The organism is Phycisphaeraceae bacterium (genome assembly GCA_020851465.1).
GTDB lineage: Bacteria > Planctomycetota > Phycisphaerae > Phycisphaerales > Phycisphaeraceae > JADZCR01.
Genome location: JADZCR010000002.1, coordinates 55,638 through 68,296, shown reverse-complemented (window position 1 = coordinate 68,296; position 12,659 = coordinate 55,638). Strand labels below are relative to the sequence as shown.

Genomic DNA, 12,659 nt, shown 5'->3' with positions numbered 1-12,659 from the left:
CCGGGGGATTGTTGAAGTCTTTGGTTAGGTTCGCTTATGCCTACGATCAACCATCTACACGCCAGAGAAATTCTTGATAGTCGCGGGCGGCCTACGGTCAAATGCTGTTGCGAGCTTCAGAGCGGCGCGGTCGCGTCGGCGTCAGTGCCTTCGGGCGCATCGACGGGAACGGCTGAGGCACTGGAGCTGCGCGATAAAGATGCGAAACGATATGCCGGCCTGGGGTGTCTGAAGGCGTGCTTGAATATCAATCAAATCACCGCTTTCGCACTTTGCAACAAACCTCTCGAAACACAGCGGGAGTTGGACCAGTTGCTCTTGGAATTGGATGGGACCCCCAATAAATCCAAGCTCGGCGCGAATGCGATATTGGCGGTGTCGTTGGCATTTGCAAGAGCACATGCGCTGGAGCGGGGCGTGACTTTGTATCAACACTTCTCTGATTTGGCCGGTCAGCCACGGTCTGCGATCAAACCGCCGACGCTCACCGTCAATCTATTCAGCGGCGGTAAGCATGCGGGTGGACAGGTGGAGATTCAGGATGTGCTGGTCGTGCCGGTCGGCGCGAGTTCGGTGGACGAGGCACTGGTGATAATCTTTGCGGTGTATCGCGCAGCGATGGAACTGACGCGAAAAAAATATGACGCTCGTCCGTTGGTGGCGGATGAAGGCGGACTTGCGCCGCCGTTTCCATCCATTGAAGCAATGCTCAGTGACGCGGTGGCGTCAATCGAGGCTGCCGGGCTGCACGCGGGTCGTGATGTGGCACTGGCGGTTGATGTCGCGTCGAGTCATTTTTACGACAGGGGAATCTATACCATCGGCGGCAAGTCCCTCGATACCGACGCCATGATCGCACGGGTGAAGGGATGGGTCGATACGTATCCGATTGTGAGCGTCGAGGACGGACTGGAGGAAGGTTCAATCGAACACTGGCCGAAGCTCCGCGCAGCCTTGCTGGGCAAAACTCTGACGCTTGGTGATGACTTCCTCTGCACCAATCCCCACCGAGTCCGCCAAGCGATCGCGGCGGGAGCTGCGGACGCGCTTCTCCTGAAAGTGAACCAGATTGGTACGTTGACTGAAGCCGCCGATGCTCGGAAGCTGGCGCGGGAGGCAGATTGGAAAGTTGTCGTCAGTGCCCGTAGCGGCGAGACGGAAGATGACTGGTTAGCCGACCTGGCGACAGCGTGGGGGGACTACATCAAGGTCGGCTCCATCACGCGATCAGAGCGGCTTGCCAAATACAATCGGCTGCTGGAAATCGAACGAGAACTGCTGAGCACCTGATTTTTAAGACGGGTTGCCAACCGTGCCGCGACCGTTGACGACGTTGAAATACGTCGATGCGCGCTATGATGAGTCAGCAATGTTTGACCCGAACTCCCATTTTGTCGTCTGGGCGCTGCTGATCGCCCTAGTGATCGCTAACGGTTTCTCCGTGTTTCTGGTCCTGCTCCAGTTGCCGGGGACGTGGATCATGCTCGCGCTGACTGTAGCGGCTGCTTGGTGGCGATGGGACCACCAGACCATCAGCGGGTTAACACTGACCATTTTGCTTGTCATGGCGTTGGTGGGGGAATTGATCGAGTTCTTTGCCGGCTCGTGGGGCGCGAGGCGGGTAGGCGGAAGTAAACGAGCAGCGGTCCTCGCAATCGTCGGCGGCATCGTGGGTGCGTTGATCGGGACATTCTTCATTCCGATTCCGCTTTTTGGAACATTGATCGGTGCGTGTCTGGGGGCAGGAATCTGCTCACTCTCAGGTGACATGTGGGCGGGGCGGTCATGGTCCGATGCCTGGCGGACCGGGAAGGGGGCCGCGCTGGGTAAGTTCGCGGGTACCATCGCCAAAGTCGGCATCGCGGCAGCCATGTGGGTCATTGTCACTGCCGCGTTGGTGATTTAGCCCCTTTGATCACTGTTTTGGCAGGCACGGGCTTGTGTTGTCGCATCAAGCCAATAAAATTATCAACAGCCCATTGAATTTGTTTTTGTTCCAGTCATAATAAATGCAATCAACCAAGGAGCCCAAGGCTAGGAACGCCTGATTTCCTCCAAGTTATGAGCGGCGTCAAACGCTGATGCGGGCCATGGGGTTGTTTGCCTGCGGTCGATTGACTGACAGGCCCCAACGGACTCATTCATACTTTTATTCCCCGAGAGCCCGGAAGCTGGACATGTTGAAGTTTCTTGTATTTGAGGACGGCCAACCGGCCCAACGGTGGCCGATCCGGAACCCGTATCTTGTGGGTTCTGATAACGCCGCGATGCGCGCTACGGTGTCGCTCGAAGACGGCGTAATCGTCTGCGATAAGCGTGAATCCGGTGCGGCAGCACTTGCTATCCAGTTCCCCGTCGGCGAATGCGGCGAACTGACCCTTCAGACCTGCCTCCTTCCCGAACGGGATCACCCCTACATCCTCACCCTCGAACTGGCGCGTCATCGCCTGATGATGCTCTACAGCCGGCTTGAGGAATGGATCATGTTCGATCTTGGCGAAGAGCATCCGGTGACCAAACGGATGCACCTGGCGCGAAAGCTATTCATTGAGGCTCTATGCCAGCAGCAGGATGACCCGATCAAAGCGGACAAGCTCAGCCGTCAATGTTTGGAAGTGGCGATTGATGGGACCGAGGAGCTGGCAGTGACTCACGCGGAAATGTTGCTCCAGAAACGCCGGGCGACAAGTTCGATCCCACGCTATGCCATCGGTGCGGGTATCAGCCTCGATCAGATGAATGAGCGGCTCCGGGCCGGCATCCAGGCGAACCTTGATTTTGTCGCCATCCCGACCCCATGGAAGACGCTGGTCCCCGGCCAGGGTGAATACAACTTCACCGCGCTGGATAACTGGGTCGAGTGGGCGGTGCGCAATCGGATTCCGATCGTTGCTGGCCCGGTCATCAGCTTCGAGCCGCAGGTTTTACCCGACTGGCTGTTCATCTGGGAGCACGATTACGAGACCGTGCGCGATGTCATCTACGAGCACGTGGAGCGGTTGGTCTCCCGCTACCGCAATGCGATCCAGACTTGGAAAGTCGTCTCCGGTTTGCACGTCAACAGCCACTTTACGTTCAACTTCGAACAGTTGATGGACCTGACGCGCACAACCACGATGCTGGTGAAAAAGATTCAGCCGGCTGCGAAAGTGCTCGTGGAGATACGTCAGCCGTTCGGCGAGTATTTTGCGAGCAACCCGCGATCGATCCCGCCTTTGATGTATGCGGACCTGCTGATTCAAGGTGCGATTCAGTTCGACGCGCTGTCGCTCAAGCTGCTCATGGGGCAGGCGGTGTCCGGCCAATACACCTGCGACCTGATGCAGATAAGCCTGCTCATCGAAAAGTACGCGGAATTCGGCAAGCCGTTGAATCTCTGCATCGGTACACCCAGCGAGATGGTGACGCAGGAAATGATTTCGGTCGCCGAGGACGCCGAGCCTGTTGATCCCAACGCCGGCTACTGGCGCAAGCCCTGGTCGCCTTTGGTGCAGAGCCGCTGGCTTGAAGCTGTGACTCAGATTGCCATGAGTAAGCCTTATGTCGAGTCGGTGCTCTGGAACGATCTGTGTGATCACCAGTCGATGGATCTGCCGCTGTCGGGACTCGTCAGCGAGGATCTCCAGCCAAAGCCTGCGTATCGACGCTTCGGACTGCTGCGGAAAACCCTCGCGACTGCGCCGACGCAAACCGAACGAGGCGTGGCGTGACCTGGAGATCGGCACTGCTGCTGTTGTTATCTGTGATCAGCCTGTTGGCTGGAGCGTTGGTGTTGCGAATTAACCGTCCGGTGCGGGCCGATGAACTGGTTCCCGCCCGAACGGGGATGCGGGTCGATCTGAATTCCGCGCAGCCTTCGGTTCTGGCGTTACTGCCCGGAATCGGGCCGGGACTGGCGCAGCGGATCGTCGAGCATCGTGATCGCGTTGGCGGATTCAAGTCTGTTGAAGAAATCGAGGACGTAACTGGGATTGGTTCGAGGACAGCTGAAAAATTGTTGCCGTATGTCAAATGTGGGGCGTTGCGGGAGAAATAAGGGAAGTCTGTGCCGGAAGATGACGACGCGGGCGGAAGGGAGAAAGACGAATGGAGAAAGACAGCGTGAAAGTGGATGGAGAAGGCGGCAGCGGGAGTGGAAAGCGCACGGGGCGGAGGGGAGGAGAAAGCTTCTACGTCGTTCTACGCTCTGGATGTTTCGTCTGAGAAGTCTGGTTTGATGATTCGGGCGGGAGCGGGGGTTTGGCCGTCGCACCGATAAGCACCTTGGTGCGACGACGCAGGAGAGCGGTGTGGAGAGCGGCACTGCCGATGCGCACCTCTGGGAGGGCAGGCGCATCGGCGGCCGCCTCCCCGCTCTTTATCTCCACTTCCCGTGTGTCATCACTTTTGACGCTGTTGTACAGGTCCCTCTTGCCTGAATTCCCCGAATGGACCGTTACAACGCGCAACGGATCAACTCGCGGCTCCAGGTCATCCGCAGTTTCACGATCAATCTGCACCTCGATCGTGGCATCGAAGGGTTCACTCGTCAGATCGATCGGCATCGCAGGAAGAGACGCGGCAACCGCAGCCCCATCTTCGTGGTTGGAATCGGAGGCAATGACCTGATCCTGTTCGCCTGCCTTGTTTACCGGATCGAGACCGACCCGGACCCGGCCTTCCAGTTTCGCCCCTTCATCAATCAACAGGCTTGCGCATACCAGTTTGCCTGAGAAGGAGGCACCGTTGCGCAGCGTCACCCGGCCGGCCGCCTGCGCCTCGCCATCAAACTGTCCTGCCACGATCAGCGATTCAGCTACGATTTTTCCCTGAACTCTGGCGTCCTTGCCGACGGTAAGTTCTCCTGTGACGACCACCGAGCCGGTGAATGATCCGGTCAGCGCGATGTCGCCTTCGAGTGTGAATGAGCCGCGAATATTTCCTTGGGCGCAGAGAGTGGGGGGTACAACGTCTGACATGGTTGGTCTTGTGTAATAGTGGCGGGAGTGACATCGGTCGAAACCGTGCCGCGAATGTAAATTTCAGGCTAACCTCACAGACTAACCCAATTCATTCGTGACTTACCTGAGTTAGTGAACCTATTGCGAAATGATGGCGGTTTTCAATCGCTTCTTCACGGTCAGGGCTTGTCAAGACAAGAGTGGTTTTGTCGTCGTGCTGACGGCGTTACAAAAAAGGCAAATTACCCAGATTAGCGATGCGGTAACAGAAGGCAGGCAATCACCATTTATTCCATATCAATATGGATATTTCCATTTCACGGTCCCGTTTTGTGAGTTATCTTTACGACGTGTTCGTATGACGTTGATCGGAGTTTAAGGATTCCGAATTACGTTTCCTGTCTGGCTGAATATCTATGCATGATAACCGGTACTTCCACACGATCCTGTCATTTGACTTCCGCGTCCGGCAAACGCTCCGCCCATAAGTGAGCGAATATTCGATGCAGGCAGGCTTGACCCCTCGCACTGCAGGAACTGGAAAAGGAGAAACGTATGCGTCGCTTATTCCCCCTTCTGCTTGGCGCGGTAACTGGAATCGCTGCGATATCCACCGCTGCACCTGCAGCCATGAGCACCTATGACTTCGAATCGCTGACCGCCAACACGGATATCGCCGGACAAGACAACTGGCAATTCCGCAGCACGAATTACATCGAAAATACCCAGGCCGTCACCGGCAATGGGTCCAACACGACGCAGGTCGCCAGCCAGCCTATCACCGCAAACGCGAATTACTCGATGTCTCGCGTCAACGATGGGAGCTTCAGCTACCCTGCATTTTCCAATACCGAAACCGCTGCGGTGATCGAGTTCGACTACCTGGATGAAAAGGGCAGAGGTCTTATTGGCTTGGGTTACGACGGCGGTGATTCCAGCTTCACCCTCGGCGAAATCGCTCTGTGGTTCGGGGTCAGCAACACGGCACTCGTGTTGGAGCAGCCCGGTGGTGTAGGCGTGGATCACTACAATTCCACTTTTATCAATCGTGGCGTGACCGGAAATCAGGGCGACTGGTACACCATCCGGCTCGTAGCGGACTTCAGCACTGATACCGGTACCTTTTACTGGAAGAACCTGACCCAGAACGACCCATCGTTCACCCTCATTGGCAGCGTGAGCGATCTGTTGAAGGGAACCACCCCTTACGACAGCGGCCCGACCTCGCTCCCCGCGACGTGGAACGGCATGTACCTGATCATGTATGGCGGCAACGGCAATGGCCCCACGCAGGTCGATAATATCCGTATCGGCACCGAAGAACCGATCCCCGAGCCGGCGAGCCTCGCGCTGCTGGCGGCAGGCGGGATGCTGGTGCTGAGGCGGAAGAAAGCGTAACGCCTTCACGCGGCTTTGGCCGATGAACGATTTATGCGCGACCGGTGAATGGCCGGCAGCCAAAGGCCGGATGAATGCCTGCATGATGTGGTGCTCTGGACGGTAACGTATAATTCCATCAGTGTGGGCTTGACTATGCGGATATTCGTCAGCAACCGTCAGCGAGGACTCAGCCGGGGGTTCACGCTTATCGAACTCCTCGTGGTGATCGCGATCATTGCGCTGCTCATCGGGTTGTTGCTCCCTGCACTGAGTCGGGCAAAAGAGGTTTCCCGACGGCTGGCCTGCCTGAGCAACGTGCGACAGTTGGGGATACTTTCCTCGGCTTATGCGGTCGAGTTCAAAAATCGTTTCCCCATCGAGAATCGCAATCTTGTTTCCAACTGGCTGGCTCTGAATGCGTTTCGTGGCGATATCTACGCATGGTTTGCTCTCCCGGAGACTGTCTGGAAGTGTCCCAGCGAACCGTACATCGTGACGGACAATGTCTCCACTCAGCATGGTTCGATGTACGATTTCAATATTCCGTTCAAAATCACCGGGTATTGCTACGTCGCCAACGGCTACGGCACACCAAGCAACTCTCCTGAGGCGGATCCAACCCGCAGGCCGACGGGTACGGATGATCGAAAAGCGTCGGAACGCACGGTCTTTGCTGATCAGGTCTGGTTTGAACTCGGCTTCCAGGGGATGGCGAGTGCCAGTTATCCGGGGCTGGAGAAGATGCGCTACGGATACATGATTAACCATCGGGTACCCGGCCCGAACCCGGCTCGTGTCGAGGGTGCCAACCATTCCTTTGCCGATGGTCACGGCGCGTGGGTGTTCAACTATCCTGATCCGCTTGTCCCCGGCGTCCCCGCCAACGGCGGCAACGGATCAGTCATTCACTTTCTGGGGTACAACACAACCTATTGGTGGTGACCCGTACGACTCAGCAGTGGTTTAACTGCTTAATCGTTGGCCTTGGGCGGCTTGCACCACAACCCTCAATTTGTTGATGCCTGATTCAAGAGGTCAGCATTATTGCGCTGCACTTCGGTTGGCCAGCAACGATGATAGGTTTGAAACACGCGGCTGAAATACAACGGATCGGAATAGCCCACCCGCCTTGCGATCTCTTTGACGAGCATGGGTGTTTCGCGGCAGAGACGCATCGCTTCATCCATCCGATGTCGCAGTAGAAATTCGTGGATGCTCATTCCCATCGAACGCTTGAACAGCAGCCGTATGTAAGCCGGGGTCAGACGTGTCGCCTGTGCGAACTGATTGATGTTCAATGGGCGGCTCAGATCATGGAGAATCTGTTTTTTGAGATGCTCGATGATAGCGTGATGCGGCGGGCGAATGCGTCCGGTGGACGGATCATGCCGCACGTTGCGCGGGGGTGTCGGCTTGGTCGCCTTGAGCAGCATGGCTGCAAGTACCGCAACCAGCTCGGCGCGGAAGCCATCGAACTGATCGGGAATCACCTGATTTTCAGCATCGCTCAGCCGGTCGTACAACAACGGCGCGACGGACGAAGGTACGGAGTACGTTGCGATTCGGTCCCACTCCTCCGGCAGGTAGTAGGGGCAGACCTGGCCGAGCACCGAACCGCGGGTAATGCGCAGCCAGATGACGTTGTAGGATTCGGAGCGTCGCACAAATGCTTCACTGTGTGGAACCCCCGGCTCGATCACAGCAAATCGCGGCGGGACCAGTGAAAAGCGGCGGGTGTCAATCTCGATAATCGCGCGACCGGAAATAGCGATACATACTTCGGGGTCATCATCGCTGTGTTTACCCAGCCACTTACGGTGTGCCGCGATGCTTTGACCGCGCATCGCCTTCGCCGGCCAGCCGTTCCGCGCTATCACATCGTCGGGTGTTGCGCGCAGCATTCCGGATAGTGCATCGCGCAACCACTGGCCGGGGTCAGCGGCGTCGGCTTTTCGCATCGCTCGTTGCGGCGCGCTTACTCGCTTCATTTTGAGATAGCCCCGGACTTTTGAGAGTGTCTTCGTGTCAAAACAACCTGTCGTCTTTATTCCATGTTATTACCAATATATCCATTTTCAGACAACGACGAAATAATTGGTGGATGAAGGTTTCGACCTCATGCTGCGACGAATAATTTGGCGCAGCCGCTCGCGGCACGATCAGAGCCAAAGGACGCAGCCGACCGGGGGCTAGCGGTTGGAATATCGGATCAATTTTTTACCTTAAAAGTGCTCAGGGGGTTGTTGACAAGCCGTGTCAATTAGTAAAATGCTTTTATCTCAGGTAATGATCGTCCTCGCGTACCTTTCAGGGCGATCCTTTACTAGCCCGAAAAGGGTATCAAGATGAACGACGCGATCCGGGGGAAGGATTGCGAAATGAAACATCCAACCAGGCAGAGTTTGTCTGCTTTTACGCTGGTGGAACTGCTGGTGTCGATCTCGATCATCGCGCTACTGATCGCGATCCTGCTGCCCGTGCTGGCACAAGCCCGGACACAGGTCCTGCGTCTTAAAGGCGCGAATAACATGCGGCAGATGGAGTTGGGATTCCTGACCTATGCTGTCGATAGCCGCGACACACTGCCTCGAAGTAATAACCATCCCTGGGGTTTTGGACCTTGGTATTTTCAGGTGAATCATGGCGGCGACAAAGTCAATCTGCTGGACATCGCCAAGTCTTATGGATTTGATTCCGCGACCGCGCATCCGGTGGTTGGTACGCCTGCTTTGTCAGACGCCGCCAACATCCAAACCAGTCAGTTCCTGGGGGCAAGCTGGGAGTACTTGCCCGGCTATCTCGTGCCATCAATGGCTGCGACCACCAAAGTAGCGCAGGGACCGCTTCGTGCCTCGTCGAACTCCCGATATCAAATGATGCAGGATTTTCTGGTTCACGCACGCGGACATCCAGCTCCGCTTCGATGGCAGGCCGTACAGGTGAGTAATGTCGCGGTTCGGCGCATCGAAGGCGGCGCGGGGAATCCATCATTCGCATTTTTTGGCACCAATGACAACAACCTGTATCCCGGTACGCCAGCCGAAAATGCTCGTAATGTGATAGGCGCATATTGTGGTTACTACGATGGGTCCGTATCGTTTTCTCAGACCAAAGACTTCAAATGGGCACTTTGGAATACCTGGGGCTCCGGCCTGTATTTTGCTCACCGCCAATATGAGCCGTGATGGGTGTGCAGCGACAGGACGGCGGATCTTCTGAAAATCACCTTTGTGACAAGCCACATCCTCAAGGAAGCGAACCTTCCTATGAGAAAGTTTTAACCTTTCATTTGCGGTCACAGCTCGACCTGATACTTTTCGGGTAGCTCCTCTAGTAGTTGAATCATGTAGTATCTCCGTGAATTCTCTCATCAATGAGTACCCCAGACATGATCGATATCCACGTTTCGCCAACCGGCTGTGATGGCCGGGACGGCTCCCCCTGTCAGCCGGTAGCTACGTTAACAGGTGCACGCGATCGCATCCGCTCCTTGCGACGGCAGAGCCGGGTATACACCCCGGTTACCGTCTGGATTCACGCGGGTTGTTATGAACTGGTAGAACCGTTTGTATTGACGGCTGAGGACTCAGGCAGCGAGGTGTCTCCGGTGGTTTACCGCGCCTGGCCGGGTGATGAAGTGCGCATCTCCGGCGGCCGTCGCATCGCTCCTGAAAAATTTACCCCCATCACTGATGATGTTCTACGGCACAAGTTGCCTGCTGGAGTTCTCCAACTTGATCTGGCTGCTCTGGGACTGACTGAAATTGGTGATGCTATCCCGCGGGGCTTCTGGTTTCCCAAAACTCCCGCAGAGATGGAAGTTTTCGGCGATGACCGTCCGCTGCCGATGTCTCGCTGGCCGCGAGAGGGATACGCCATCGTCGGAAAGGTACTTGAGGTCGGCGCGACATCGCTCGATCCCAATCCAACTGGTTCCAGATGTGCGATCTTTACCGGCGACATTGATCGAATCCGCAGATGGTCTCGTGCTGAGAGTTTGCGGTGCTTTGGTTACTGGAAACACGCATGGTCACCTGCGACGCAACCCGTTGCGGAACTCGACCACGAACGCGGCCTGATTCGTCTGGCCACCGAAACTCACTACGGTATCTGGGAGGGAAGAAAATACTGCGTACTCAATGCTGTCGAAGAGATCACCCAGCCCGGCGACTGGGCGCTGGATCGCTCCGCGCGCATCCTCTATATCTATCCGACCCCAAATTGGCAGCAGGCGCGGATCGTCGTCTCCTATCTGGCTGGCCCGTTGATCTCCCTTGAGGAGACGCAACATGTGGTCTTGCGCGATTTAATCATCGAATGCAGCCGCGGCATGGGTGTTTCAGTGACCGGTCAGAACAATCTCCTTGCCGGCTGTACCGTCCGAAATGTTGGCGGACTAGCGGTATCTGTTAACGGTCGACATAACGGCGTACAAGCTTGCGACATTCACGACACGGGGCAGGGTGGAATCATGCTTGCCGGAGGTGATCGCAGGGCGCTCACAGCCGGGAGCAATTGGGCCGTTAACAACCATATCCACGACTTCAACCGCATCAGTTACACCTACAACCCCGGTATCGGTTTTGACGGCGTCGGCCATCGCGCAGCTCATAACCATATTCATTCGGGGCCGCATAACGCCATACTCATTTGGGGAAACGATCACCTCATGGAGTACAACGAGTTCGACCACCTGGCGATCGGGACGGATGACGCATCAGCTATCTACATGGGCCGAAACCCCAGTGAGCAGGGTAACGTTATCCAACACAATTTCTTTCACCACATCGGCACGCCCTCACCCTGGGGAACGGCCGCGATCTATGCGGACGATGGCATTTGCGGCCTGGCGATGCGCGGCAATGTTTTTTATCGCTGCGGTCACGCAGGGCAGGTGTCGATGGCGGCCATTTTCATCAACGCGGGCAAGGATCACTTGATCGAGCAGAACCTGTTTGTCGATTGTCGGCTGGCGGTTGGATTCATGTTCCCCACACAGGCGGATTGGGAAAAAATGGTCGCCCGTGAGGGTAGTTCCATTGAGGAGATGCGCAAGAATATCTACGAAACCGTCGATATCGATTCCCCGGTTTTCCGGGCACGCTATCCGCACCTGGCGCACCTGGCAAAAAATGCCAGTCGCAACACGCTCCGCGGCAATCTCACCGTCAATTGCGGTCGGCTCGCCTCACCTGAAGAGAGGCAGGTGATGGTGGACAACCACGAAACTAGCACTGATCCGGGCTTCGTTGATATTGAGCGAATGGATTTCCGCATCCGAGGGGATGTTGCGCTGGTAAATCGCTTCCCGGGTTTTGCCCCGCCATCCATCGACATGATGGGTCTTCGTGTGGATGAATATCGCAAGACGTTACCGCCGCGCGATCTTGTCGATTGCAAGGTGGAAGTCATTGAGCGGCCGGTGATGTCGTGTCCCGGCGAGACCGCGCAGGCCCGCATTGCGGTGAAGATCGCCAATTTGAGCACTCATGCGTTTGTCGGGCAGATCGAATGTTGGACGAACGCGAACGATTGTGTCCGTTTCCCTGGCGCGACGACGCTTGATGTTGATGTTCCAGCTAATGGCCTGGCTCAGTTGGAACTGCCGCTGACGGTGACGAGCCGCCCGGACGCGAAACTGATGGTAGGAGCGATGGTAGTCAAGGGCAGGCAATTTTTACTGCCCACACCGCTCCGTCCGGAGTATCGCTGTCACATCACGCGCGTAGCTGCGCTGCCGGATCTGGAAAATTTGGGGAACGTGCTGGAGAGTGCCAAACCGCTCACTTTCCTGTCTCACGGTCAGGAGGTTGGCAAGATGCGTCTGGCCATCGACAGCAGAAACGCGGGTATCCACGCGCAAGTGAAGGATAGCCGTGTGACCGAGCAGTTTCTGCACGGTGCTCATGATGGAAATTTCTGGGGCGGCCCGTATCTGGGATTGCTTGCTGCCAAGCCGGAGGCAAAGTCAACACGCGAGGTCCAGCAGGTCGTCTTCTTCCCACACGGGGCGGAAGGCGCCGGATCGGTTTGGAGATTCAACGGCCACGAACAGGTTCCTGTGCCGACATTTCCCTGGCGTGTGCATCCATGCGATGGAGGCTACGAACTTGCCGCACTGATTCCACTGGACTTGCTGGGTCTCGATGGCAATCGCACCAACTTTCTTTTTGAAGCCATGGTAAATCTGCGCATCGAGAAGGAGAACAGGGCTACCTCGACGACACTCTTTGGCAGCCGAACGGCACAACTGGAATTGCCCACGCTCGCTAAGTGCACCGTGGGGTAATCATCTGCCCGTTTTCCTCGAAATTACCCCGTATCCGCGAAGATATGGCT

At 56.4% G+C, this 12,659-nt stretch carries 10 protein-coding genes; 8 read left to right on the top strand and 2 right to left on the bottom strand.

Annotated features, from left to right (window positions below; all coding sequences use genetic code 11):
* Positions 1-36: 36 nt before the first annotated feature.
* From eno to IT444_02380, 4 genes are all read left to right on the top strand, one after another.
* Positions 37-1,290 carry a phosphopyruvate hydratase gene (eno, locus tag IT444_02395; protein MCC7191607.1) on the top strand — a complete coding sequence of 418 codons (1,254 nt, stop codon included), beginning with the start codon at positions 37-39 and terminating at the stop codon, positions 1,288-1,290.
* A gap of 79 nt (positions 1,291-1,369) precedes the next feature.
* On the top strand, positions 1,370-1,906 hold the full coding sequence (locus tag IT444_02390; protein MCC7191606.1) for a DUF456 domain-containing protein: 537 nt from the start codon (positions 1,370-1,372) through the stop codon (positions 1,904-1,906).
* Positions 1,907-2,177: 271 nt separating this feature from the next.
* Positions 2,178-3,710, top strand: a complete 1,533-nt coding sequence (locus tag IT444_02385) for an endo-1,4-beta-xylanase (GenBank protein MCC7191605.1) — start codon at positions 2,178-2,180, stop codon at positions 3,708-3,710.
* Positions 3,707-4,036 carry a helix-hairpin-helix domain-containing protein gene (locus IT444_02380; GenBank protein MCC7191604.1) on the top strand — a complete coding sequence of 110 codons (330 nt, stop codon included), beginning with the start codon at positions 3,707-3,709 and terminating at the stop codon, positions 4,034-4,036. Before IT444_02385 ends, IT444_02380 begins: the two co-directional genes overlap by 4 nt.
* A gap of 133 nt (positions 4,037-4,169) precedes the next feature.
* Here the strand turns inward: IT444_02380 and IT444_02375 are convergent, their stop codons facing one another.
* Complete coding sequence (locus IT444_02375) at positions 4,170-4,958, bottom strand: polymer-forming cytoskeletal protein (protein MCC7191603.1); 789 nt, start codon at positions 4,956-4,958, stop codon at positions 4,170-4,172.
* Positions 4,959-5,495: 537 nt separating this feature from the next.
* Between IT444_02375 and IT444_02370 the strand changes: the two genes are divergently transcribed.
* Both IT444_02370 and IT444_02365 read left to right on the top strand, forming a co-directional pair.
* Positions 5,496-6,338, top strand: a complete 843-nt coding sequence (locus IT444_02370) for a PEP-CTERM sorting domain-containing protein (GenBank protein ID MCC7191602.1) — start codon at positions 5,496-5,498, stop codon at positions 6,336-6,338.
* Positions 6,339-6,473: 135 nt separating this feature from the next.
* The gene (locus tag IT444_02365; protein MCC7191601.1) at positions 6,474-7,262 is read left to right on the top strand and encodes a prepilin-type N-terminal cleavage/methylation domain-containing protein; all 789 of its coding nucleotides are present in this window, start codon (positions 6,474-6,476) and stop codon (positions 7,260-7,262) included.
* 65 nt (positions 7,263-7,327) lie between these two features.
* Here IT444_02365 and IT444_02360 read toward each other — a convergent pair whose 3' ends face one another.
* The gene (locus IT444_02360; GenBank protein ID MCC7191600.1) at positions 7,328-8,308 is read right to left on the bottom strand and encodes a helix-turn-helix domain-containing protein; all 981 of its coding nucleotides are present in this window, start codon (positions 8,306-8,308) and stop codon (positions 7,328-7,330) included.
* Positions 8,309-8,698: 390 nt separating this feature from the next.
* Here IT444_02360 and IT444_02355 point away from each other — a divergent pair, with 390 nt between their 5' ends.
* Together IT444_02355 and IT444_02350 are read left to right on the top strand one after the other, a co-directional pair.
* The gene (locus tag IT444_02355) at positions 8,699-9,505 is read left to right on the top strand and encodes a prepilin-type N-terminal cleavage/methylation domain-containing protein (GenBank protein ID MCC7191599.1); all 807 of its coding nucleotides are present in this window, start codon (positions 8,699-8,701) and stop codon (positions 9,503-9,505) included.
* A 203-nt stretch (positions 9,506-9,708) separates the two neighbouring features.
* Positions 9,709-12,609, top strand: coding sequence for a right-handed parallel beta-helix repeat-containing protein (locus tag IT444_02350; GenBank protein ID MCC7191598.1), 2,901 nt, complete (start codon positions 9,709-9,711; stop codon positions 12,607-12,609).
* Positions 12,610-12,659: the final 50 nt, after the last annotated feature.